Origin of the sequence: Streptomyces sp. DT2A-34, from assembly GCF_030499515.1 — a bacterium.
Classification (GTDB): Bacteria; Actinomycetota; Actinomycetes; order Streptomycetales; family Streptomycetaceae; genus Streptomyces.
Window position 1 is genome coordinate 6,155,877 of the sequence record NZ_JASTWJ010000001.1, and the last position, 24,706, is coordinate 6,180,582.

Sequence of the window (24,706 nt, forward strand, 5' to 3'; positions counted from 1 at the left end):
GGAAGACGGTGACGGTGCCGGTACCTGTGGCGTCGTAGCGACTGGAAGGGCCGGGTCTCCTATGGGGGCCCGGCCCTTCGGTGTGCGTGGCCCGCTGCAGCTCGCGGCGACCCCTCGTGGTGGCTCGCGGTGGCCCGTCGCGTCGGTCAGTCGTCGGCGGGGCGTGGCCTGCGCGGGCCACCCAGTTCCACCGCCGTGCAGCGCCAGCGGAGGTCCCCGCCCTGCTCCAGGCGGAAGGCCATGGCACGCAGTTGGTCGCCGGCGCCGATGCGGGCGAAGGCCTCGATGGCTCCCGGGCGGGGCTCGAAGTATCCGATGTCGCGGACGACGGGGCGGGTGCCGCGGGCGCGCAGGGGGCCGCGTTCCGCGAGCCAGGCGAGTTCGTCGTAGGCGCGGCCGGCGGTGTGGCGGAGCATCGAGTGGACGGGGCGCTGGCCGCTCAGGACCAGAAGCAGGCGGTCGGCGAAGACGTCGGTGGGGCGGGGTTGGGGGATCTGGGCGATCGGCCTTGGGGAGGCCTGCGCCGGGACGAGGTGGGGTGTGTGAGCCCCTTGGGTCGCTTGCCTCGCCGGAGTTTGCGGGGCGCCCCACGTCGGGGCTGGGGCGGTCGGGTGGGCCGCGTGGACCGGCGTCGGCGGGGTGCCGCCCCGCTCTGGGACGGGGGCTAGCCCGACGGCGTGACTGTCTGCGGACACCGCTGCCCGCGGGTGGGAATGGGCGGGCGCGGCGATGCTCCCCGCAGTGGTGGGCGGCCGGTTGTCGGTGGGCCTTGTGCGGGTGAGGGTTTCCGGCGTGCCCGGTGAGTTCGGTGGGCGGCCCTCGGGCGACGTCGTACGGGACGCGCCGTGGCTCGGTGTGCGGGGCGGGATCCCGCCGGGGCGGCGGGTGTCGCGGCGGCTGGGCGGGCGGGTGCCGGGGCGGTGCTGAGCCCTGGTCATGACCTTGTTCATGGAATCCCCGTTCGCTGAACCCGGGTGATACCGGGCAGTAACTTCTCGGTCGGTGATCTTGTACGGGGTTCTGGGTGCCGACGGCAAGGAAGCGGGGGCTCGGGGCGGGCGGCCGGAATGTTCACTTATCTGGGTGACGCACGGACGCGGAAGGCCGCGATGGCGGGCCTGCACCGGGTGAGTTTCCGGACCGGAGTGGACGCCGGGCGAGGTGGTGGTGGGGACTCGAAAGGGGACGCCCGCACGTATCCTGAAGGCCGTCCGGGAGGTGCGGGACCGGAGGTGCGGGACCCGCCCTGCCGAGTCCTTGCGGAGCCTTACGAACGACGAAAGTGGTCAGCCATGCGCGTCTACGTCCCCCTGACCCTCCCCGGTCTCGCCGAGGCCTACAAGACGGGTGAGCTGGGGACCGGGCCGCTCGTCGCGTACGGCGTCACGCCCGCGTTGCGCGAGTGGTATCTCTCCGACGACATCGAGGAGTTGGAGTACGCGGCGCTGAACCGGGCCGCGCTGGCCTCGCTGCGGCTGCTGGCGGCGGAGTCCGGGGCGGCGCGGCGCCGGGTCGTCGTCGCCGTCGACGTGCCCGACGGGGCGGCGGTCGCCGATCCCGACCGGGGACTGGATCCGTCGGCGCTGGGTGAGGTGCGGATCGCCGGGGGCGTGGCGTTGGCCAAGGCGGCCGCCGTGCATGTCGACTCGGGTGACGCGGAGGCGGACGTGGCGGCGGCCGCCGAGGCGCTGGAGGCGGCGGACGGCGGGGACGACGACGCGCAGTTCGTCGTGGACGGGGCCGAGGACCACGAGCTGCTGTGGTACGCGACTCAGGAGATTCCGAATCTGGTGGGGCTGGGGGACTGAGCCCGGCGGCGTCCCCCGACATCCGGATGTGCGCCCGGGTGCCTCTTTGACCTGCTGTTCTCTTGATTGTCAGTGGTGGCGGGTACGGTTTTTGGCATGGGGAAGCAGGTAGGGGCGCACATCGTCTGGGACTGGAACGGGACGCTGTTCCACGACAATGACGCGATCATCGGGGCGACGAACGCGGCGTTCGCCGAGCTGGGGCTGGATCCGATCACGATGGAGCAGTACCGGGCGATGTACTGCGTGCCGGTGCCGAAGTTCTACGAGCGATTGCTCGGTCGGCTGCCGACCGACGTCGAGTGGGAGGTCATGGACGAGACCTTCCACCGGTACTACACGGAGCACCGAGTGAGATGCGGGCTCACCGAGGGTGTGGCGGAGCTGCTCGTGGAGTGGCGGTCGGCCGGGCGCAGCCAGTCGATCCTCAGCATGTACGGGCATGAGGAACTCGTCCCGCTGGTACGGGGGTTCGGGATCGAGGAGCACTTCATACGCGTCGACGGGCGGACCGGGCCGTCCGGGGGCAGCAAGGCCGAGCACATGGTGCGGCACATCGAGGCGCTCGTGAGCGTGGATCCGGCTCGCACGGTGGTGATCGGGGACGCGGCGGACGACGCGGTCGCGGCACTGCATGTGGGGGCGCGGGCCGTGCTCTACACCGGGGGGTCGCACGGTCGGGCGAGCCTTGAGGGGGTGGGGGTGCCGGTGGTGGACACGCTGGGGGAGGCCGTCGCGGAGGCGGAGCGGCTGGCGGCGTAAGCGAGCAGGCGCGGCGCGCTTGCGGGGTGCCCGGCGGCGGGGCTGGGCGGCGGTGGTCGCGCGGGGTGCCTCCCCACAGCTCTCCGAGCGGGGAGCGCCCCGGGCCCCCTCGGGCCGCCCCAGCGGCACCGCCGCCCGCATCCAACCAGCCGTCCCGTTACGTCACCGGTGCCTTCGCGCGCAGTACCGTCAGGAACTCGCGCATCCAGCCGGAGTGGTCCGGCCAGGCGCGGGAGGAGACCAGGGTGCCGTCGACCACGGCCTCGGCGTCCTGGAAGGTGGCGCCGGCCGCCTGCATGTCCAGTTCCAGGGCGGGGTACGCCGTGACGCGGCGGCCGCGGAGGTTGTCGATCGCGGCGGTGAGCAGGGGGCCGTGGCAGATCTGGGCGACCGGTTTGTCGGCGTCGAAGAACGACTTGAGGATCTTGCGGAGTTCGGGGTCGTTGCGGAGGTACTCGGGGGCTCGGCCGCCGGGGATGACGACGGCGACGTAGTCGCCGGGGTCGACCTCGGAGAAGGCGAGGTCCGCGGGCCAGCTGTAGCCGGGTTTCTCGGTGTAGGTGTCGAAGCCGGGTTCGAAGTCGTGGACGACGAACTGGAGCTTCTTGCGGGTGGGGGCGGCGATGTGGACGTCGTAGCCCTCTTCGCGGAGGCGCTGGTAGGGGTAGAGGACCTCCAGTGACTCCGCGGCGTCGCCGGTGACGATGAGGATTTTCGCTGTCATGTCGGGTGCGCTCCTCTTTTTGCCGTGGTCTGCGTCTCCGTCGGGGCCTTAGGGGCAACGTGCCTCGGGGGCGGGGGCTTGCCAAGGGGCCGTGCGTCGCGGGGGTGCTGGGTTCGGGGGGTTTCGCTTGCCGGTGATTACTGGGTGCCCGGTGTTGCTGCCGGGGCGGGGTGGGTCGCGCAGCCCGGCGCTTGCGGGGTGCCGCCTGCGCCCGCCCGTGCCGCCCCAGCGGCACGACTGCCCGCAGCCAAGCGCGCCGTGCAGCCGTTCGGCCGCTGCCGCTGCCGCTGCCGCTGCCGCTGCCGCTGCCGCTGCCGCTGCCGCTGCCGCTGCCGCTGCCGCTGCCGCTGTGTGGGTGGGCGTTCCTCGGCGGCTGTAGCGCACAGCTGTTTTCGGACACGGGTTGCCTCCGGATGGCCTGTCTCCGGCTCGGGTTTCTGGCTCGGCCGCCGTGTCAACCCCACCCTCCACCCTCCCCCTCCGTATCCCACCCCGCCAGTTACGCCCTACCCACCCCCTTTGCCCCTGTGCAGAACGTCAAAGTTCCACCCCCGGTTTTGTACACATACGGCTCATGACGGACCCCCTGTAAGGAGCGATAGCCTTAGTGGCGTGATCAGCGCGATAGTTCGCGGGAGCACTGTTGCTCCTGCCCTGCGCCCGGCGAGCACGGACGACATCCGTGACCGGGCGGCGGTCGCTGGTCTTCGCGGGCGGGAGGGGGGCGTAAGGGCTCCCGGGACGCCATGCACACCTTGGGCCCGGGCTCCGCAGAGAGCGGCGTCACACCCCGTGGGCAGCTCAAGATTGGCTCATATATCCCCGCTCATCTCACCTCTCGGCATAGCGTCGAAGCAGACCGGACACCCCGCGTCGCGGCGTTACGCCGGAGGGGAAGAGACCGAACTTCCTTCAACGTCACGCAACGGCGCGCGACAGGAGCCAGAGGACAATGCAGACCAAGCTGGACGAAGCCAAGGCCGAGCTGCTCGAGAGGGCCGCCCGGGTAGCTGAGAACAGCCCGGTCGGGGGGTATCTACCGACCGGGACGACGGACGAGAGCACCGCCGGCACCCCGGACCACGACACCGTGCTCGCGTTCCTCCAGCGCTACTACCTGCACACCGCACCGGAGGACCTCAGCGACCGCGACCCGGTCGACATCTTCGGAGCCGCCTTCTCGCACTACCGTCTGGCCGAGAACCGCCCCCAGGGCACGGCCAACGTGCGGGTGCACACGCCCACCGTGGAAGAGAACGGGTGGACCTGCAGCCACTCCGTCGTCGAAGTCGTCACCGACGACATGCCCTTCCTGGTCGATTCGGTGACCAACGAGCTGACCCGGCAGGGTCGCGGGATCCACGTGGTCATCCACCCGCAGGTCCGCGTCCGCCGCGACGTCACCGGCAAGCTCATCGAGGTGCTGCCCGAGGCGCCCGCCGGCGAGCTGCCGCACGACACGCACACCGAGTCCTGGATCCACGTCGAGATCGACCGTGAGACCGACCGCGCCGATCTGAAGCAGATCACCGCCGACCTGCTGCGCGTCCTGTCCGACGTCCGCGAGGCCGTCGAGGACTGGAGCAAGATGCGGGACGCGGCCCTGCGCATGGCCGACGAACTGCCCCGGGAGCCGACGTCCGACCTGCGGGAACAGGAGATCGAGGAGGCCCGCGAACTGCTGCGCTGGCTGGCCGACGACCACTTCACCTTCCTCGGATACCGCGAGTACGAGCTGCGCGAGGACGACTCGCTGGCCGCCGTGCCCGGCACCGGCCTCGGCATCCTGCGCTCCGACCCGCACCACTCCGAGACCGACAGCCACCCGGTCAGCCCGTCCTTCGAGCGGCTGCCCGCCGACGCCCGCGCCAAGGCCCGCGAGCACAAGCTCCTCATCCTCACCAAGGCCAACAGCCGGGCGACCGTGCACCGGCCGTCGTACCTCGACTACGTCGGCGTGAAGAAGTTCGACGAGAACGGGGAGGTCGTCGGCGAGCGGCGCTTCCTGGGTCTGTTCTCTTCCGCCGCCTACACCGAGTCGGTCCGGCGCGTACCCGTCGTCCGGCGCAAGGTCGACGATGTGCTGCAGGTCGCCGGGTTCTCGCCGCACAGCCACGACGGGCGCGACCTGCTCCAGATCCTGGAGACCTACCCGCGCGACGAGCTCTTCCAGACCCCGGTCCCCGAGCTCCAGCGCATCGCCACCTCCGTCCTCTACCTCCAGGAGCGCAGGAGGCTGCGCCTCTACCTCCGCCAGGACGAGTACGGGCGCTACTACTCCGCCCTCGTCTACCTTCCCCGCGACCGCTACACCACCGGCGTACGCCTGCGGATCATCGACATCCTGAAGGAGGAACTCGGCGGCACCAGCGTCGACTTCACCGCCTGGAACACCGAGTCGATCCTCTCCCGGCTGCACTTCGTCGTCCGCGTCCCGCAGGGCACCGAGCTGCCGCAGCTCAGCGACAGTGACAAGGAACGCATCGAGGCGCGTCTCGTCGAGGCCGCCCGTTCCTGGGCCGACGGGTTCGCCGACGCGCTCAACGCGGAACTCGGCGAGGAGCGCGCCGCCGAGCTGCTGCGCCGCTACTCGGGCGCCTTCACCGAGGGCTACAAGGCCGACCACGGCCCGCGCTCCGCGGTCTCCGACCTCGTCCACCTCGAACAGCTCACCGAGGAGAACAACTTCTCGCTGAGCCTGTACGAGCCGGTCGGCGCTGCCCCCGAGGAGCGCCGGTTCAAGATCTACCGCAAGGGCGCGGCCGTCTCCCTGTCCGCGGTGCTGCCGGTCCTCAGCCGGCTCGGCGTCGAGGTCGTGGACGAGCGGCCGTACGAACTGCGCTGCTCCGACCGCAGTGTCGCCTGGATCTACGACTTCGGTTTGCGCATGCCCAGGTCGGCGGGCGCCGGGGACTATCTCGGCGACGACGCGCGCGAGCGGTTCTCGGAGGCCTTCGCCGCGACGTGGACCGGCAAGGCGGAGAACGACGGCTTCAACGCCCTCGTGCTGAGTGCCGGGCTGACCTGGCGGCAGGCGATGGTGCTGCGGGCGTACGCCAAGTACCTGCGGCAGGCGGGCTCCACCTTCTCGCAGGACTACATGGAGGACACCCTCCGCGACAACGTCCACACCACCCGCCTCCTCGTCTCCCTGTTCGAGGCGCGGATGTCGCCGGACCGCCAGAGCGCGGGCCGCGAGATCGTGGACGCGCTGCTCGAAGAGGTCGACGCGGCGCTCGACCAGGTGGCGAGCCTCGACGAGGACCGGATCCTGCGGTCCTTCCTCACCGTCATCAAGGCGACGCTGCGGACGAACTTCTTCCAGGAGGCGGCGGGCGGCCAGCCGCACGACTACGTCTCCATGAAGTTCGACCCGCAGGCCATCCCCGACCTGCCCGCGCCGCGCCCGGCGTACGAGATCTGGGTCTACTCGCCGCGCGTCGAGGGCGTGCACCTGCGCTTCGGCAAGGTCGCGCGCGGCGGTCTGCGCTGGTCCGACCGGCGTGAGGACTTCCGCACCGAGATCCTCGGGCTGGTCAAGGCGCAGATGGTGAAGAACACCGTCATCGTGCCGGTCGGCGCCAAGGGCGGCTTCGTCGCCAAGCAGCTGCCGGACCCGAGCGTGGACCGGGACGCGTGGCTGGCGGAGGGCATCGCCAGCTACAAGACGTTCATCTCGGCGCTGCTCGACATCACCGACAACATGGTGGCCGGGGAAGTCGTGCCGCCCGCCGACGTCGTCCGGCACGACGAGGACGACACCTACCTCGTCGTCGCCGCCGATAAGGGCACCGCGACCTTCTCCGACATCGCCAACGGAGTCGCCGAGCAGTACAACTTCTGGCTCGGGGACGCCTTCGCCTCCGGCGGCTCGGCCGGCTACGACCACAAGGGCATGGGCATCACCGCCCGCGGTGCCTGGGAGTCCGTCAAGCGGCACTTCCGCGAGCTGGGCGTGGACACGCAGAGCGAGGACTTCACGGTCGTCGGCATCGGCGACATGTCCGGTGACGTGTTCGGCAACGGCATGCTGCTCAGCGAGCACATCCGCCTGGTCGCCGCCTTCGACCACCGGCACATCTTCATCGACCCGAAGCCGGACGCGGCCACCTCCTACGCCGAGCGCCGCCGCATCTTCGAGCTGCCGCGCTCCAGCTGGGAGGACTACAACACCGCGCTGCTGTCGGCCGGCGGCGGCGTCTTCCCCCGCAGCGCCAAGGCGATCCAGGTCAACGCCCACATCCGCGAAGCCCTCGGCATCGAGGGCAAGGTCTCCAAGATGACGCCGGCCGAGCTGATGAAGGCCATCCTCAAGGCGCCGGTGGACCTGCTGTGGAACGGCGGGATCGGTACGTACGTCAAGGCGTCCACCGAGACCCACGCGGACGTCGGCGACAAGGCCAACGACCCGATCCGCGTCGACGGCGCCGACCTGCGCGTCAAGGTCGTCGGCGAGGGCGGCAACCTGGGCCTGACCCAGCTCGGCCGGATCGAGTTCTCGCGGCAGGGCGGCAAGATCAACACCGACGCCATCGACAACAGCGCCGGCGTCGACACCTCCGACCACGAGGTGAACATCAAGATCCTGCTCAACGGCCTGGTCGCGGACGGCGACATGACCGTCAAGCAGCGCAACAAGCTGCTCGCCGAGATGACCGACGAGGTCGGCCACCTGGTCCTGCGCAACAACTACGCCCAGAACACGGCGATCGCCAACGCCCTCGCCCAGTCCAAGGACATGCTCCACGCCCAGCAGCGCTTCATGAAGCACCTGGTCAGGGAGGGCCACCTGGACCGTGCGCTGGAGTTCCTGCCCACCGACCGCCAGATCCGCGAACGCCTCGCCGCCGGCCACGGCCTGACCGGCCCGGAGACGGCCGTCCTGCTGGCGTACACGAAGATCACGATCGCCGACGAGCTGCTGCACACCTCGCTGCCCGACGACCCGTACCTGAGCACCCTGCTGCACTCGTACTTCCCGAGCGCGCTGCGCGAGCGGTTCCCCGAGCACCTCGTCAGCCACCCGCTGCGCCGTGAGATCACCACGACCGTGCTGGTCAACGACACGGTCAACACGGGCGGTACGACGTATCTGCACCGGCTGCGCGAGGAGACCGGTGCCTCGCTGGAGGAGATCGTCCGGGCGCAGACCGTGGCCCGCGCGATCTTCCGCTCGGCGGCCGTCTGGGACGCGGTCGAGGCGCTCGACAACAAGGCGCAGGCCGACGTCCAGACCCGGATCAGGCTGCACTCGCGCCGACTCGTCGAGCGCGGCACGCGCTGGCTGCTCAACAACCGGCCGCAGCCGCTGGAGCTCGTCGACACCGTCGACTTCTTCGCCGAGCGTGTCGAGCAGGTCTGGTCGCAGCTGCCGAAGCTGCTGCGCGGCGCGGACCTCGACTGGTACCAGCAGATCTACGACGAGCTGTCCGGCGCCGGCGTCCCGGACGAACTCGCCACCCGGGTGGCCGGATTCTCCTCCGCCTTCCCGACGCTGGACATCGTCTCGGTGGCCGACCGCATGAGCCGGGACCCGATGGACGTCGCCGAGGTCTACTACGACCTCGCCGACCGCCTCCACATCACCCAGCTCATGGACCGCATCATCGAGCTGCCCCGTGCCGACCGCTGGCAGTCCATGGCCCGCGCCTCCATCCGCGAGGACCTCTACGCCGCCCACGCGGCCCTGACCTCGGACGTCCTGGCGGCTGGCAACGGCACCGCGACACCCGAGCAGCGCTTCAAGGCGTGGGAGCAGAAGAACGCGGCGATTCTGGGCCGGGCCCGCACGACCCTGGAGGAGATCCAGGGCTCGGAGGCCTTCGACCTGGCCAACCTCTCGGTGGCCATGCGGACCATGCGGACGCTGCTGCGGACGCACTCGTAGGCCGTACGAGTTTCAGGGCGCCCCGGGTTGTGACGGCCCGGGGCGCCTCCGGCTAAGGCTGGAGAGGTGACTGCCAACCTCTCCGGCCTCCTCTCCGACTCCGCGGAGCGGGGGACCGGGAGAAGCCGCCGCCTGCGACGTGCGCTTCCCGCACTCGTCGCCGCCGCCTTCGTGCTGCTGCACGTCTTCGGCTACCCGGCGACCCGCTTCTCCAACGACTCGTACCGCTACACCCGCGAGGCGTACGAGTTCCTCGGCGACACCCCGGGCGAGGCCACCCGGAAGGCGGTGGCCGCCTACTGCGCGGACACCGCCAGGCTGGTCCACCGCAACCGCAGGCTCGACCAGCTCGCGTTCCGGGACCCGGGCGGGGAGGCCGAGTACACGCGGCGGTGCGAGCACAGGTACGCGAACGGGCTGGAGCCCACCGACCCGCGCTACGAGAGGATCTTCCACACCAGGCCCGGATACCCGCTGATCGCCGCTCCTTTCGTGGCGCTGCTCGGTGCGAAGGCCGGACTCACGCTGGTCGCCCTCGCCTTCACCACGCTGACCGGATACCTCGTGTACCTGCTGCTCCGCGCGCTGCGGGCGCCGCCTCCCACCGCCGTACTCGGCCAGATCCTGTCGTATGTGACACCGCTTGCCTCCTGGGGCGGCCGACCGCTCACCGAAGGCCCGACTCTCGCGGGGCTGACCGCGCTGCTGCTGGCCTCGGTATGGCTGCTCCAGCGTCGTGTGCCGGCCGGGGTGCTGCTGTTCACGGGTGCTTTCGTGTTCGGGCTCGCCGTCAGGTACTCGAGTTCTCTGATGGCGGCACCGGCCCTGGCGGCCGCGGCGTGCGCCGCGCTGTTGTTCGTCCGGCGGACCCGGCACCGCGGCACCTGGTGGCTGGTCGGCCTGTCGGCGGGCGGCACGGCGGTCGCGCTGGGGCTGAGCAGGGCACTGGATCTGCCCGGCATGAGCGACTCGCTCCAGGACACCTTCACCCTGCACTGGACCCGGCCCGAGATCGCCGACCCGTGGTCCGCCCTCGCCCGCCTCAATCGCCACTACTGGGAGCAGTGGCTCCAGAAAGAGGCCCTGGCGCCCTTGTTGCTCTTCCTGCTCGCGGTGGGGGCGTGGGGCGTGTGGCAGCGCTCGGTGCCGGTGGCGCTGTGCGTGATCGCGGTGGGGGCGACCGGGTTCGCGGCGACGGTGGCGCATCCGCTGGCGGTCGAGCTGGACCGGCTGTACGTCCCGGTATGGCTGATCGCGGTGATCGGTCTTCCGCTGGCGGTGACGAGGTTCAGCGCAGGGCGCTGCGCACCAGTCGTGCCGCCCGTCTCACCTTCGGCCGCGCGATCCGTCGCACCACCGGCCGCACCACCCTCGCCGTGACGCCCACCGGCTGCCACCGCACCTGGAGGCGGCCCGGACCGCGGCCCTCCGGTTCGATCGTGACGCGGTGCGGGGCCGCGCCGGTGCGGTAGTCGACGCGGGCCGTCATGGGCGGGAAGGACAGGGGGGCCAGGAGTACGGCCGTATGGGCCAGGCCCTGGTGCTCGATGCGCAGGAGCGGGTGGCGGACGCCGGCGAAGCCGTGGAGGGGGACGGGCGCCGACGACAGGTCAAGGTGGACGTGGCCTTCGAAGACGCCGGGGCGGACGGGGGAGAGGCGGAACGGGGTCCTGAGGCGGTGCCGGCCGGGGCGGATGAGGAGGCTTGCGCGGTGAGGGCCCACCGGGAGGCGCAGGCCGGGGTCGTAGGTCCGGACAGTGAGGTCGATCGAGGCGCCCGGGCCGCGGGTGATCTCCGTGATCTCGTGCCGGAACTGGGCGCTGCGGAACGGGCGGGTGTCCAGCTCCAGGTCGGTGACGTCCAGTTCGCGGCGGGACAGGTCCGTGGTCGGGAGGCTGTCGCCCCAGTACGTGTGGCCTTCGGCGTCCGGTGTCACCTGCCTCGGCGCCACCCCGTGGCCCAGTCCCCGCGCCGCCAGCCGGGCCTCGGGGAAACGGCGTTCGCGGATCAGCTGGAGCACCACGCGTTCCGCGCGGGGCAGACGGGCGTAGGCCGCGGGGGACACGGTCTCCAGGTAAGGGGTCATGAGGTCCGCGAAGCCGGCCAGCCACTCCTCGTCACGGTACGGCAGGTCCCCGGCGTACATCCGGAAGTCGTGCTTGAGGAACTTGTAGTCCTTGTCCTCGCGCAGCGCCCCGTGCCCGCTCTCGGCGAGGAAATCGTCGATGAGGCGCTGGACCTGGACACGGTCGCGGACGTTGTCGAGCCGGTGGCGCTGGTTGGAGATCGATGCCGCGTCCGTGGCCGCGTACGGCGCGATGTACCAGCGGTACACCGGCTCCGGGATGATCGTGAACTCCTTGGCCAGGCAGTACGCCTGCGTCGTGAACAGCTGGTCCTCGTAGTGGATGCCCTCCGGGAACCGCAGGTCGTGCCGGTCCAGGAACGCGCGGGCGTACATCTTGCTCGTCGACAGGTGCTCGAAGAGCAGCCGGGGTTCGGACTCGATGCCGACCACCGTGCGGCGCTCGGCGACCAGGTGCGGCATCCACTTCGTCCGCCGTCCGCCGTCCTCCCGGATCCGCACCACCGCGCCCATCGCGAAGTCGATCTCCCGCTCACGGTGGGCGGCGAGGAGCAGCTCCACCGCGTCGTCGGGGAGATCGTCGTCGCTGTCCAGGAACATCACGTACGGCGCCCGGGCGATCTCCAGGGCACGGTTGCGCGGGGCGCTGCAGCCGCCGCTGTTGCGCGGGAGACGGAGGTAGTGGATCCGGGGGTCACGGGACGCCAACTCCCTTGCCACGGCCGGTGTTTCGTCCGTCGAGTGGTCGTCGCTGATGACGATCTCGATGTCGGCGTGGGTCTGACGGCGTACCGACTCCACGGCTCGGGTCAGACGTGCCGCGTCGTTGTAGACGATCACCGTGACCGTGACGTCGGGGACGGTGGTGTCCTGGGGTGTGACATCCGTGTCCTGGGGCGTGACATCCGGTTTCATATCGCCTCCCGGGGGCTGGGCGCCGGCGTGCGTTCCTCCAGCGGGATCACCGGCGGCAGGGCGTCCTCGCTCTCGCCCAGGAACACACGGCGTACGACCCGTTCGGCGGCGCGTCCGTCGTCGTACTCGCAGAAGCGGCGCCGGAAGGCCGCCCGTGCCTTCGTCGCGCCCTCGTCGTGCCATGCCTCGGTGACCAGGATCTCCGCCAGTTCCCGCTGGGTGCGGGCCACTTGGCCCGGTGGCTCGGCCGGCAGGTCGAAGTAGACGCCGCGGGTGGAGCGGTAGGTCTCCCAGTCGTCGGCGTAGATGACGATAGGGCGGTCGAGGTTGGCGTAGTCGAACATGATGGACGAGTAGTCCGTGACCAGCGCGTCGGCGGCCAGGCACAGGTCCTCGACCGGGTCGTAGGCGGAGACGTCGATGATCCGGCCCGTGCGGCGCAGGGCGGTCAGCGGGGACGGCCTGCCGTCGTAGAAGTAGTGGCCGCGGATCAGCAGGACCGTGTCCTCGCCGAGTTGGTCGGCGAGGGTGGCGAGGTCGAGGCGGGGGGTCCAGCCGGCCTCGTAGTCGCGGTGGGTGGGGGCGTAGAGGATCGCGCGGTGGGCCGGGGGGATGCCCAGGCGGTCGCGGACGGAGCGGATGTCGTCGGCGGTGGCCGTGTAGAAGACGTCGTTGCGCGGATAGCCGTGGTCGAGGGAGACGAAGCGTGAGGGGTACGCGCGCTCCCACATGCGGGTGGAGTGGCTGTTCGCGGAGACGCTGTAGTCCCACTTGTCGATACGGGCCAGCAGGGCCGGGAAGTCGAGGCCCTTGGCGGCGGCAGGGAACTCCATCTGGTCCACGCCCATGCGCTTGAGCGGGGTGCCGTGGTGGGTCTGGAGGTGGACCGCGTCCGGGCGTTTCACGATCGCGTTGGGGTAGTTGACGTTGTTGACCAGGTACTTCGCCGTGGCCAGCACCTCGCGGTAGCGGCGGGTGCCGGGGAGTACGTGGTCGGTGTGGGGCGGGAGGAGGGGCGCGTTGTCCGGGGTCACCACCCACACCGGGTGGATCTGCGGCGCCAGTTCGGTGAGTTTGGCGGCGATGGCTGCCGGGTTGCAGGCCACCCCGCGGTTCCAGTACGCCGCGAACACGGCCAGGTTGGGGTCGACCGGGCGGGAGAGGGACTTGCGGTAGTGGTGGTCGCCGAGGGCGGTGGCCACCTGGCGGCCGCGGGTTCGTACGGCCGACTTCGCGGCGCGGCGGGCGCGGTTCGCGGCCTGGAAGGCGCGGTACCTGGTGTACGCGTTCTCTTCGAGGAGGGCGCGGCGGATGGCCTCGGGGCCGTTGGGGGGACGGTGCCCGGGCGGGCGGTGCCGGACGGCCGCTTCGCCGGCGCGGCGGAAGAACTCCCTGGCCACAGGGTCCGGCATGGCGGTGCGGGCGAAGGTGCGCAGGCACTCCTGGACCATGACGTCGTACAGGACGGCGTCGGGGGCGGGGCCGGCGGTGGGCCGGGCGGCGGGGCGGTTCCGGGCGAGGGTGAGGAGCGTGTCGTAGCGGTCGATCAGGGCGTAGCGCTCCTCGGCGGTGACCGGGGGCCGGCTCTCGGGGCGCAACTCGTGGTGCTCGTACGCCACTTGGTTCAGGGCGGCGATGTGGTCGGCGAGGAGGAGGGTGGCGTAGGCGGCGAACGGCTCGTCGGGGGTGGTGAGTCGGTGTTCGTGCGCCTGCCAGAAGGGGGTGCGCAGCGCGCGGTTGCCCAGCAGGGGGGTGACGCGGAGGGCGGTGCGGGCGATGTCGTCGAGGGCGTGGGAGGCGCGGCCCGGCCGGGCCAGGAGGCGGCCGTCCTCGGAGGGCAGGCCGGAGGTCTCCCAGGTGGAGCGGACGTGGTCGAAGAGCAGGACGTCCACGTCGTCCGGCAGTTCCACGGCGCGCTCGGCGATGGTGCGCGGGGCGCCGGCGGGCAGGCCGTCCTTGGCGTGCACGAAGTGCAGCCAGCGGCCGCAGGCCCGGGCCGCCCCCGCCGACCGGGCCGTGGCGTCGTCCGTGCCGTCCGGCAGGGGCAGCACCAGCATCTCGGGGGCGTACGCCCCTGCCGTCTCCTGCGCCCAGGCGCCGACCGCGGCCACGATCACCTCGACGTCGGGGTGGGGGTGCGTGGCCAGCGAGGCGAGGACGCCGGTCAGGCGGTCCTGGGTGTTGGGGCCGTGGACGATGAGGCTGAGCTCGGGCATCGCGGGGACTCCTTCACCGATTCATCGCGCCGGGCGCACCTTGGCCGACCTAGGACATAGTGTCACTAATGGGATGAAAGGGTGACCCGCAGTTACGCCTCACGAGGGAGAGTGGCGGGGGCGGGCTTGGCTCACGAGGGAGAGTGGCGGGGGCGGGCTTCGCTTACGAGGGAAGGGTGGCGGGGGCGGGCTTCGCCTTTGGCTTCGGGGCCGGCTTGGCCGGCTTGTCACCCGTGAAGGCCTCGTACTCCTTCAGCACCTCATCCGTCGGGCCGTCCATGCGCAGCTCCCCGCGCTCCAGCCACAGGACGCGGTCGCAGGTGTCGCGGATCGACTTGTTGTTGTGGCTGACCAGGAACACCGTGCCCGCGTGCTTGCGCAGCTCGCGGATCCGGGCCTCGGAACGCTTCTGGAACGAACGGTCGCCCGTCGCCAGCGCCTCGTCGATCAGCAGCACGTCGTGGTCCTTGGCGGCGGCGATGGAGAAGCGCAGGCGGGCCGCCATACCGGAGGAGTACGTGCGCATGGGGAGGGTGATGAAGTCGCCCTTCTCGTTGATGCCGGAGAAGTCGACGATCTCCTGGTAGCGCTCCCTGACCTGCTCGCGCGACATGCCCATCGCGAGGCCGCCGAGGTGGACGTTGCGCTCGCCGGTGAGGTCGTTCATCAGGGCCGCGTTCACGCCGAGCAGGGAGGGCTGGCCGTCGGTGTAGATATGGCCGTTCTCGACCGGGAGCAGGCCCGCGACCGCCTTGAGCAGGGTCGACTTGCCCGAGCCGTTGGTGCCGATGAGGCCGATGGCCTCGCCCTTGTACGCCACGAAGGAGACCTTCTTGACGGCGTGCACCTTGCGTACGCCGGCCGCCTTCTCGGTCTGCTGGCGGCGCAGGATGCGGTTGAGGGCGGCGGTGGCGGAGCCTCGGCCGGCGCCGGTGCCGTTGACTCGGTAGACGATGTCGACGCTGTCGGCGATGACGGTGGGGGCGGGGCCGTGGGGGAGTGGCTCGTGCGGGAGCGGGCCGTGCGGGAGCGGCTCGTTCGGGAGGACGTCGTGCGGGACCGGCCCGTGCGGGAGCGGCTCTCGGGTGATCTTTGCGTTGTCAGCCACGGCCGTACGTCTCCTCAGCCTTCCAGAAGTAGATGAAGCCACCGACGCCGGCGAGCAGCGCCCACCCCATGGCGAGCGGCCACACGTGCGGCGGGAGCTGGTCCCGGTGGAAACTGTCGATGAGTGCGAAGCGCATCAGGTCGATGTAGACGGCGGCCGGGTTGGCCTGCAGGGCCGAGGTCACCCAGGACGGCGTGTCCGTGTGCTTGGCCATCATGTGGCTGATGCTGAACATCACGCCCGACGCGTACATCCAGGTACGCAGCACGAACGGCATCAGCTGCGCGATGTCCGGCGTCCTCGCGCCCATCCTGGCCATGATCATCGCGACGCCCGCGCTGAAGACGAACTGCAGCACCAGCGCCGGGATCGCCAGCACCCAGGACGCGGCGACCGGGACGCCGAAGCAGAGCAGGATCACGACCAGGGCCGCCATCGAGAACAGCAACTGCTGGAGCTGCTGCAACGCGAAGGAGATCGGCAGCGCGGCCCGCGGGAAGTGCAGGGCGCGTACGAGGCCGAGGTTGCCGGAGATCGCGCGGGTGCCCGCCATGATCGAGCTCTGCGTGAACGTCCAGACGAACACCCCCGTCACCAGGAACGGGACGAAGTCCGGTACACCGCGGCTGGTGCCCATCAGTTTGCCGAAGATCAAGTAGTACACCGCCGCGTTCAGCAACGGCGTCAGCACCTGCCAGACCTGGCCGAGCTTCGCCTGGCTGTACTGGGCGGTGAGCTTGGCCGTGGCGAACGCGGTGATGAAGTGGCGGCGCGCCCACAGCTGACGGATGTACTCGGGCAGGGAGGGGCGGGCACCGCTGACCGAGAGGCCGTGCCGGGCGGCGAGGGCCGCGAGGTCGGTTTCGGGCGGGGCGGGTGTCGTCTGGGGCGGTGTGTGGAGGACCTGGCTCACATCCGCTGCTTTCGTTCGGGGGGAGGGGTGCGGCGCCGTGCGGTGACGTTCTCTTACGTGACTCTTCACGTCTTCTTACGTCGGGACGGGACCGTATCGTCGCAACGTGAGCGTAGATCCAAAGAGCGTCGGGACGCAACCGTTTCGTCGTGACGTGACCGGCGTAACGGCAGCGTGGGGACGGCACCGTATCGTCGCAACGCCCTATGCTTGCCCGCATGACGACGAACGCCGACCAGCCCCACACGCGTCCGCGCCGCCGTACCCCCGCCGGCGCAGCCGTACTCCGGGAGGACGTGACGGAGGCCATCCGGGCGGCCGTCTTCGAGGAACTGGCGGCCGTCGGCTACGCGCGGATGTCGATAGAGGGCATCGCGCGCCGGGCGGGCGTCGGCAAGACCGCGGTGTACCGGCGCTGGCGTTCCAAGCTGCACCTGGTGCTGGACGTGGTGTCCGCGGTGGCGGTCATGGGGCTGCCGGCGCCGAACACGGGATCCCTGGAGGGTGACCTGCGGATGCTGTACGAGGTGACCTCGCGCGCCCTGCGGCACCCCGTGGTCTCCCAGATCATCCCCGACCTCCAGGCGGAGGCGGCCCGCAACCCCGAGATCGCCGAGGCCCTGCAGAAGGCGCTGGAGCAGGGGCAGGAGGGCGTCGCCAGCAAGATCCTGGTCGGGGCGGAGCAGCGGGGCGAGGTGCGCGTGGGCCACGATGACGAACTGGCTCTCGACCTGATCTCGGGCCCGCTGTACTGGCGCATGGTCGTGGCCCGCAGCCCGAAGCTGCCCAAGGGCTACCTGGACGCCCTGGCCCGGTCCACCACCGAGGCGCTCAAGGCGCTGTGAGCGGGCTGCGCGCAGCGACCGCCGGTTGATCGAGGCGGCGTCACCGCGCGCGTGCGGGGCCGGAGTAAAGGGGGCCGGCGTAGAGGCGGAGCCGCCGTGAGTGTCCTGACCGCCGAGGACAACGCCCTGTTGCCCGAGGGCCACGACAGTGGCGGTGGGCATCGGAGGGTGCCGGCTGTGCTGACGTACTTGAACGACTCGTAGCCGAAACCCCGGCACCGGCATATCCAGCGCCGCCCTCCCCTGCTCGGGCACGGCGACGCCGTACGCCGCCCCGGCCGGCCCGCCGGTCACGACCGCGACCGTGTCCGTGTCGCCGCCGGAAGACGTCCGGGAGTTCGAGCCCGCCGCACACCGACAGTGACGATTGGAAGCAAGCCGCCCCTCAAACGGCTCCAACTCCGCCTCGAATGAGGGCCGTTGAGAATCGGACTGCGTGGCGAGAACGAAAGGGGCCGCTACCTTCTGCGTAACGGAGTCAATGAATGCAGACAGGCGCCAATTGCCCGATTTATGAGGACAAGGCCCCACAATTATGTGTGCTTTAAGTCACACCATCGATTGCATGTGCACACCGTGTTCGCATGCTCAACTGCTCCTCAAATCTCATGGGTTGGCGTGAATACATCGAAACATTTGTCCGATGTTGATCCGTCTCATCCTTATTACTGTCTGTGAACGGATGGCCGGCCCTCCCCCGCAGTTCTATTTACCGAGCCATCCATGTGTTCTAGGGTCTGAATAGATCGCGAGGAACTGACCCACCTTGCGTACACGGGGGCGTATGTAGACGGGGCTTTGCCTGCGTTTTCTTCCCTCGCTCGTGCTCGTATCCGGGGGCCGTTCTCCGCGACGACCGCGGCCGCATTCGTGCGGCCGAAGGCTCGCGCAAACGGAAGGCAGAAGTATTGTGTTGATCGCCAAGAAGGCCGGGAAGTTCGTGGCAGCTGCCGCAATTCTGGGTGCGTTCGCAGGCGCATCGCCGGCCGTAGCCAGTGCCGGTGAAGATCTCAGGTCCATCGGAACGAACATCGATGGCAGCATCGCGATCGATGCCTACAGCTGGAAGTCCGCCGGCAACAAGAACGTCGCCATCAAGTGGGTGTCCGGCACGCACTCCGCATACACGGAGTACGACCGCGTGAACACCCACGGCCTGCGTCTGGACAACGACAACAAGGGGACGACCAAGTACAGCGGCTCGTCCACCAGCAACTACGTCCAGAAGGTCACCGCCTGCTGGGACATCGCGGGCAACGTGGACGACTGCGGACCGGACGACCGGCCCGGCGACGGCCGCTGACACCGTCCTGGAGCCCGGCTGTGCAAGCCGCGCTCTGAAATACGCCGTCAGGCACTTCAATACGCCGTCAGGCACTTCGTAGTTTCTGCACAACAAACGGGAGACGTCGTGAAGATGGTTCGTGGATTCGGAAAGGCCGTGGCTGCTATCGCCATCGGCGGCGCGCTCGCAGGAGCCTCCTCGACAGCTTTTGCCGACGCGGGCGAAGACGTGACGTCGACGCTCAGGGCCGGAGGCGCATCCGACGGCGCGCCGTGGGCGTACGCCTACAGCCTGAAGAGCAACGGCAACAAGAATGTGGCCGTCCAGGACAAGTTCGAGAACGGCGCCGCCGTCTACTCGGAATTTGACCGGAAGAACACCAAGGGTCTTCGCCTTTGGAACACGAAGGACATCTACAACAGCAAGACGTACAGCGACTCTTCCGCGACCAACTACGTCGTCAAGGTCACTGCCTGCGAACAGGTGAACAATGCGCCCGACACGTGCGGTCCGGACGACCGCCCGGGCGACGGCCGCTGATTCAATTCCTGCGGGGGCAAAGGCCACAATCTTTGCCCCCGCGGGCCCGCTAATTACCTCGGCGCATTGCAGCAAGATCAACCTGAGGGCAGTCAAGTGAGCCAGTCTGACGCCGGGCCTGCGCCCGTACTGAAAATCGACAACCTGCACTACGCGGTCCGGAATCGACCTCTCTTCGACAACCTGAAGCTCAGCGTCGGTATCGGCGAGGCTGTGGCGATCACGGGCCCGAGCGGTTCAGGCAAGAGCACGCTGCTGTCGTCGATCCTCGGCCTGATCAAGCCCGACAGCGGAAGCATTCGTGTGGGCGATGCAGAGGTGACCAGGCTGCGCCGCTCAGAGATCTCCCGCATGCGCAGCGAAACCATCGGCACGGTCTTCCAGTTCGGCGAACTGCTCCCAGAACTCAGTCCTGTCGACAATGTTGCCCTGGCAGCCCTCCTGTCACGTTCCCAGCGCGCGGGGAGCCACCGTCGGGCTCAGGAACTCCTCGATGAACTGGGAGTTCCCCACGCCGAGACGACGGAGGAGCTCTCTGGCGGGGAGCACCAGCGCACCGCCGTGGCTCGCGCGTTGATCAATTCGCCCTCGCTGCTCCTGGCGGACGAGCCCACGGGCGCGCTCGACCCCGACACGGCCGCGCGTACGGCGGATCTCCTCTTTGACCTCCCCCGCCGACGGCGTTGCGGACTGCTGCTCGTCACGCACGATGCGCGGGTGGCAGCGCGCGCCGACAGGGTCCTGAGCCTCCAGGACGGCGCGCTGGTTCCGGCTCAACAGGAAGCGATCGCAGCATGAGCGGACCGATTGCGGGCGGTCTGGCACGACGGCTGCTGCGCGTGGGCCGCGACTCGGGGCGCCGCTCGGAGGCTGCGCGTATCCGATACGCAGCCCTGGCCTTCTCGGCTTTCGCTGTCGCGTTGTGCGTGGGCGTCTTGGTCATGGTGCACGCTGCCTATACCGGCAAGGAGGAACGGCGCGAGGCCAGGACCCCTGCGTGGCAGAGCGGGCAACTGAACGGCAAGTCGGCCACCATGTGGCTGGTCGGTACGGACGCGTTGAAGGATCAGCGGCGTTTCAGCGTCGTGTTTCTGGCGCCGCGTTCGGCGGATGCCCCCCTTCCCCCGGGTGTGGAGCGGTGGCCGGCGCCGAGTGAAGCGGTGCTTTCTCCCGGCCTGCTGAAGGCAGGGGCTGCTGAACGGATCGCCAGTCGCTACGGGAAGCTCTCAGGCACGATCGGGCAGGAGGGACTGGAGGATCCGGGCGAATGGCTCGCGTACGTCCACCCTGCGGCCGGCCTCAAGCCGCAGGCCCCGGTCGAGTCGGTCGTGGGATTCGGGCCCCAGCCGGGTACCGAGTTGGCCGAGGGCCTGGCGCCGGGAATGGGACGTGACGACGACAAGTCCGAGGGCATGTTCCGGTCCGTCGTCATGGGACTGCTGCTCCTGCCCAGCCTCGTGTTGCTGTTCATCGCGCTTCGAACCGGGGCGCACAGCCGTGATCGCCGGAGCGCCTTGGTTGATGCCTTGGGAGGCCGACGGCGAGATCGAGCCCTGATCGCCATCGGGGAGGCCATAGGCCCGGTGGCGTGGGGCGTTTTCGCCTCGACTCCGGTCATTGCGGTGGCCATGGCGGTAGACATCAAGGTGCCCTACGTCGGATATCTGCTTTCCTCGGCCGATGTGCGTCAGCATGGCTGGACCGCTCTGCTGGCTCCGGTCGTCAGCATCGTTGTGGCGCTGGCTCTGGCTGTCGTCAGTGACCGTGTATTCAGCCGCGCCACGGGAACCCGGCCCCGCGGGATCCACGGGTCACGCTGGCAGCTCCGCATCGCGATGGTGTGTCCGTTTGCGATCCTGTTGGCCACCCGGGGACCGCAACTCACCGGTGAGAACACAGAGCTCCGGACATGGATCAGCGGGATCGGCATAGCAGCTGTCGTGCTCACGCTTCCCTCTGCCGTGGCCGTTGTGGTGGCCAGGCTTGGCACGGTCCTGGAACGGACGGGACGGGAACGAGGGTGGGCCGGCACTCTCATCGCGGGTCGCAGGATGATTCGCTATCCGGCTGCCACGGCTCGGTTGGTAACGGGAGTGGTCGTGGGTCTGATCGTTTTCGCTCAGGTCCTCGCCTGGCAAGGAATCTTCGCGACCTACAACGCGCAGGTGGAGCGATCCCTGAGCACCACCAGTAGGCAGGTCGCCGAGATCGGCCCCAGGGAAACGGTCACCGCCAAAGACACCGTTGACTTCCTGAGGCTACTGCCGGAAGGCAACGTGCCGGTCCTCCTCACCAGCGCGGAGAAGGCCAGTGAGCCCGTCAGCATCCGCGGAGATTGTCCTGCCCTGGAGAGCCTGCGCCTGCCATGCCCGCGAACCAAGACGCGTGTGGACCTCGTTCTCGACCACCGGCTGCAGACACTGCTCCAATGGAACACGAAGGGCGGCACCTATCTGGAGGTGGTCCGGGCGGACCGGGCTGAGGTTGCCAAGCAAGCCGTGACCAGCGGTTCCACCCTGGCCGTGGTGAAAGCCGATGGCGGGAGCCCTGCCGTGCCGGCCCTCAAAGAGGCTTCCTACGCCGCCTACCCCCGTGGCGCCCAGGTCCGTTTTCCCGGTGAGGAATGGGTGGCGGACAGCATGCCCGACCGAGATCAGGGCCGGTGGATCCGCTTCTTCGGTGTTCTGGGCATGGGACTCCTCGTACTGGCTCTGGGACTCAGCGGCAAGGCGGAGTTCTTGAGGCAGGGGCGGGCGTTGGGGCCGCTGACCGTCCTGACCGGCGGCCACCGAGTCTTCCGCAGCAGCGCCGCGTTGGCGATCATCGCGCCGCTGGGCGCAGCCGGTGTGGCGGGTAGCGTCATTGCCGCCTGGCTCGCACGACCGGTGTCCCGACCCGGGATCACGTACTTCGTACCCATGGGTTTGATGGCAGCGGCTGTCGGCGTGGTGCTCGCTGTGTCCGTCGTGATGTGGTGGTGGGCTGCCGGGATCGCAGGCAAACAGGCACGCAACTGGCAGCCGTGAGCGATGAGTTTCTCGTCATGCCGACGCGCCCGGGTCCCCGCAAGTAAGCGGCAGTCGGCAATCGGCAATCCGCGCCATGCAAAGAGATAAGCACCCTGAAGGTATTGCTATGAACACGACCGACGCCCGTCCGCGCGAGTTCCCCACGATGCGGCTGACGAGTGCCGTCGCGGCAGCAGCAATGATCGCCTCCGCCGTTGCCATCTGGCAGGCGGCCCAACTCGAATCGAGCGCGATGATCGATTTCATCGCGCTCGGCATCACCGTGACCGGGATGGCCGTCGGCGGGGCCGCGTGGGCCGCATGGTCCGTCAAGCGTCGCGTACGGACCACAGCGGCGCGCTCACTGAGCGCGCTGGCGAGCGTCGGCGTTGCCGTAGCCGTGGCAGCGGCCACCCTGTTCGCATGGGCGTACATGGACCACCACGGTCAATACGCGCGGAACTACGGTGGCGCGGGAGCGTGCCTTTCCGAAACACCGTATGCCAGTGAACGGGCCCAGCTCGCTGAAAGTCCGTCAATTTCCGGTGACCGGATGAAAGTTGTCCCCCAAGGGGGCGGAGAGAATCGGGCGCTGCTCTTTGACGGCACGAAGGACGGGCTGATTCCCGCCGACAGCCACACCCGTGAAGTCCTCAGCAGATACGCCTGCTGAGTTACGTCAAGTGCTGAGTTACGTCAAGGCAAACGCAGGCGCTTCAGTCCGCCACCCTGCGCTGGGCCGGCGCCAGGGGATCCATACGCATGAGTCACAATCGAACTACGGCGACCGCGGCGACCGCGGAGAAGCCCACCGATCCCTCGGCCACAGGTTCTCGCGCGCAACGCTTGATGCTGGGCACGGCCATCACTCTCACAGCGGCTGCCGTCCTCCAACAGCTCGTGATCAGCGCCGGGATGGGAGGCCTGCTGCCGGGATGGCAGCCCTGGCCGTTCCTCCTCGGTGCGGCTCCCGCCTGGTTGTTGGCTCGGCCTCAATGGGCGCGGTCGGCAGTTCCGGAGTCGGCACAGCGAATAGTCGACCAGGCCAGGCGCCTGCCTGTTCGGGGCTGTCTCGCGGGCACGCTCCTCTTGGCCGTCGGCGCCTGGAGTTGGCTGCAGGACAGAGAACCGCATTTCGCGCACGAAGAAGCCGTCTACGCCAACAAGGCTCGTTCCTGGCTCGATGACACCCCGGACGCGGGATGGGGCCTGTACCGGCCCATAGGACTCCCGGCCCTCGGACGGCTGGCGCTGACACTGCACAATGATGTGGGCGCGCTGCGCGTGGTCGCATTGCTCCTGAGCCTCTTCACGCTCACGACCGTGTACCTTGTCGCCGCTCAGTGGATGTCGCGCCGCCGTGCGGTCGTGGTGGTGTTGCTGCTGCTCAGCGGGCTCGGATTCCTCCGCAGGGTCCCGGAGTTCCTGAACGACATAGGTTCCACCGGTCTCCTGCTCATAGTCGTCTTCCTCCTTGTCAGAGCACAGGAGAAGAGGCACTCGCGAGCCCTGCTCGTGTTTCCCTTCGTCGTGTTGGCAGCCTTCTATCTGCGCTACGGGATCGTCGGCAACATGCTGGCGATCACTTTGGCCGCCGTGCTGGCCTACGGGCCTCGGGCCTGGGGTGCGGAGAGGCGACGTATCGCTTTCGCGGCGATAGTCCTGGGAGTCGGCCTTCTGCCGCATTTCATCTACGCATTCGAGAAGACCGGCTCCCCGCTGGGCCTCATCCTCTGGGCAACTGACCAGGCGGAGCGCACATTCATCGGCGACGGCCTCTTGTACTACATCGCCATCTTTCCCTACCGGCTCGCCGGCGACCTGGGGGCGATCGTCATGGCAGCAGGACTCGTCGCGGTGTTCGCGGCCGTGCGACGGGTCCGGCGTTTTCGTCAGGGCAATGGCAGTGACCGGCAAGTGGACGACCGGCGAACCATATTCCTCGGGACGACCGCTGTTCTGACTTGCGTCATCCTAGGATTCGCGACGGACGGCGAGCCTCGTTTCATCTACCTGCCCGTCATTCTTCTCACGATCCTCGGCGTGACCGCGATAGCCAATCGTGTAGGCCCCTGGGCCTCCCCTGTCCTCCTGTCCATCGCTCTCTTGGCTGCGGTGACAACTCTGGCAACCATGCAAGTCGTCGGGCACGGAGCCATGCCCGGCCCTGAGCGTCTGGGCGACTCCACCAGGCCTGTCGCACAACAACTCGCCTCCGACGGGCCGTGTCTCATCGTTACCGGATACGAGCCCGAGATGGGGTGGTACTCAGGTTGTGACGCCGTCACGTACAGCCAATTCAGAAAGATGACGCCACCCGCAGACACCGCGATCCACTTTGTTCTCTTCGAGCGAGGACGACTACAGCCCGGCCGGACAGCGCTCAAGCGCCTCATCGATGGGCGGGAAACCAGCGTTCGCACCATCTGTACCAGCGGATCTGTCGGTGATGCCACGGTGATCACCCTTCGATGACAGGTGGGCGTCGGCGCCCCTGACTCCCTCGAAGGCGGGTTCAAGCCAAGTGAACGCAAAGTCGCTTGAACTGCTTGGAACCCTGTCAGACCCGTGAGTTACGGTACTGATTCGCATCAGTGATGATCAAAGTC

17 protein-coding genes are annotated in these 24,706 nt (G+C 69.1%); 11 read left to right on the forward strand and 6 right to left on the reverse strand.

What is annotated here, in order from left to right; translation table 11 throughout:
- Positions 1–146: 146 nt before the first annotated feature.
- Positions 147–950, reverse strand: coding sequence for an Rv3235 family protein (locus tag QQM39_RS27655; protein ID WP_302000259.1), 804 nt, complete (start codon positions 948–950; stop codon positions 147–149).
- A gap of 342 nt (positions 951–1,292) precedes the next feature.
- Here QQM39_RS27655 and QQM39_RS27660 point away from each other — a divergent pair, with 342 nt between their 5' ends.
- Positions 1,293–1,808 carry a hypothetical protein gene (locus tag QQM39_RS27660; protein ID WP_302000260.1) on the forward strand — a complete coding sequence of 172 codons (516 nt, stop codon included), beginning with the start codon at positions 1,293–1,295 and terminating at the stop codon, positions 1,806–1,808.
- Between the two features lie 96 nt (positions 1,809–1,904).
- The gene (locus QQM39_RS27665; RefSeq protein ID WP_302000261.1) at positions 1,905–2,570 is read left to right on the forward strand and encodes an HAD family hydrolase; all 666 of its coding nucleotides are present in this window, start codon (positions 1,905–1,907) and stop codon (positions 2,568–2,570) included.
- A gap of 157 nt (positions 2,571–2,727) precedes the next feature.
- On the opposite strand, the gene QQM39_RS27670 is transcribed toward QQM39_RS27665, so the two are convergent.
- Positions 2,728–3,294, reverse strand: a complete 567-nt coding sequence (locus tag QQM39_RS27670) for a DJ-1/PfpI family protein (RefSeq protein WP_302000262.1) — start codon at positions 3,292–3,294, stop codon at positions 2,728–2,730.
- A gap of 952 nt (positions 3,295–4,246) precedes the next feature.
- Here QQM39_RS27670 and QQM39_RS27675 point away from each other — a divergent pair.
- Positions 4,247–9,181 carry an NAD-glutamate dehydrogenase gene (locus QQM39_RS27675; protein ID WP_302000263.1) on the forward strand — a complete coding sequence of 1,645 codons (4,935 nt, stop codon included), beginning with the start codon at positions 4,247–4,249 and terminating at the stop codon, positions 9,179–9,181.
- Between the two features lie 66 nt (positions 9,182–9,247).
- Positions 9,248–10,561: a hypothetical protein gene (locus tag QQM39_RS27680; protein WP_302000264.1), complete on the forward strand. Its 1,314-nt coding sequence runs from the start codon at positions 9,248–9,250 to the stop codon at positions 10,559–10,561.
- Here QQM39_RS27680 and QQM39_RS27685 read toward each other — a convergent pair.
- From QQM39_RS27685 to QQM39_RS27700, 4 genes are all read right to left on the reverse strand, one after another.
- A complete protein-coding gene (locus QQM39_RS27685; RefSeq protein WP_302000265.1) occupies positions 10,470–12,182 on the reverse strand; it encodes a glycosyltransferase family 2 protein in 1,713 nt (570 codons plus the stop codon). The two genes, QQM39_RS27680 and QQM39_RS27685, sit on opposite strands and share 92 nt — an antisense overlap.
- Positions 12,179–14,398 (reverse strand): CDP-glycerol glycerophosphotransferase family protein, encoded by a 2,220-nt coding sequence (locus QQM39_RS27690; RefSeq protein WP_302000267.1) that lies wholly within the window; start codon positions 14,396–14,398, stop codon positions 12,179–12,181. The genes QQM39_RS27685 and QQM39_RS27690 overlap by 4 nt, the downstream gene beginning before the upstream one ends.
- Before the next feature lie 163 nt (positions 14,399–14,561).
- On the reverse strand, positions 14,562–15,371 hold the full coding sequence (locus QQM39_RS27695; protein ID WP_302003744.1) for an ABC transporter ATP-binding protein: 810 nt from the start codon (positions 15,369–15,371) through the stop codon (positions 14,562–14,564).
- A 127-nt stretch (positions 15,372–15,498) separates the two neighbouring features.
- The gene (locus tag QQM39_RS27700) at positions 15,499–16,419 is read right to left on the reverse strand and encodes an ABC transporter permease (RefSeq protein WP_302000268.1); all 921 of its coding nucleotides are present in this window, start codon (positions 16,417–16,419) and stop codon (positions 15,499–15,501) included.
- Positions 16,420–16,637: 218 nt separating this feature from the next.
- Between QQM39_RS27700 and QQM39_RS27705 the strand changes: the two genes are divergently transcribed.
- From QQM39_RS27705 to QQM39_RS27740, 7 genes are all read left to right on the forward strand, one after another.
- Positions 16,638–17,264 carry a TetR/AcrR family transcriptional regulator gene (locus tag QQM39_RS27705; RefSeq protein WP_302000269.1) on the forward strand — a complete coding sequence of 209 codons (627 nt, stop codon included), beginning with the start codon at positions 16,638–16,640 and terminating at the stop codon, positions 17,262–17,264.
- Positions 17,265–18,177: 913 nt separating this feature from the next.
- The gene (locus QQM39_RS27715) at positions 18,178–18,567 is read left to right on the forward strand and encodes a hypothetical protein (RefSeq protein ID WP_302000270.1); all 390 of its coding nucleotides are present in this window, start codon (positions 18,178–18,180) and stop codon (positions 18,565–18,567) included.
- Positions 18,568–18,675: 108 nt separating this feature from the next.
- On the forward strand, positions 18,676–19,089 hold the full coding sequence (locus QQM39_RS27720; RefSeq protein WP_302000272.1) for a hypothetical protein: 414 nt from the start codon (positions 18,676–18,678) through the stop codon (positions 19,087–19,089).
- A 96-nt stretch (positions 19,090–19,185) separates the two neighbouring features.
- Positions 19,186–19,887, forward strand: coding sequence for an ABC transporter ATP-binding protein (locus QQM39_RS27725; RefSeq protein WP_302000274.1), 702 nt, complete (start codon positions 19,186–19,188; stop codon positions 19,885–19,887).
- On the forward strand, positions 19,884–22,115 hold the full coding sequence (locus QQM39_RS27730; RefSeq protein WP_302000275.1) for an ABC transporter permease: 2,232 nt from the start codon (positions 19,884–19,886) through the stop codon (positions 22,113–22,115). Before QQM39_RS27725 ends, QQM39_RS27730 begins: the two co-directional genes overlap by 4 nt.
- Positions 22,116–22,224: 109 nt before the next feature.
- Positions 22,225–22,770, forward strand: a complete 546-nt coding sequence (locus QQM39_RS27735) for a hypothetical protein (RefSeq protein ID WP_302000276.1) — start codon at positions 22,225–22,227, stop codon at positions 22,768–22,770.
- A 416-nt stretch (positions 22,771–23,186) separates the two neighbouring features.
- On the forward strand, positions 23,187–24,572 hold the full coding sequence (locus QQM39_RS27740) for a glycosyltransferase family 39 protein (protein WP_302000277.1): 1,386 nt from the start codon (positions 23,187–23,189) through the stop codon (positions 24,570–24,572).
- Positions 24,573–24,706 lie beyond the last annotated feature (134 nt).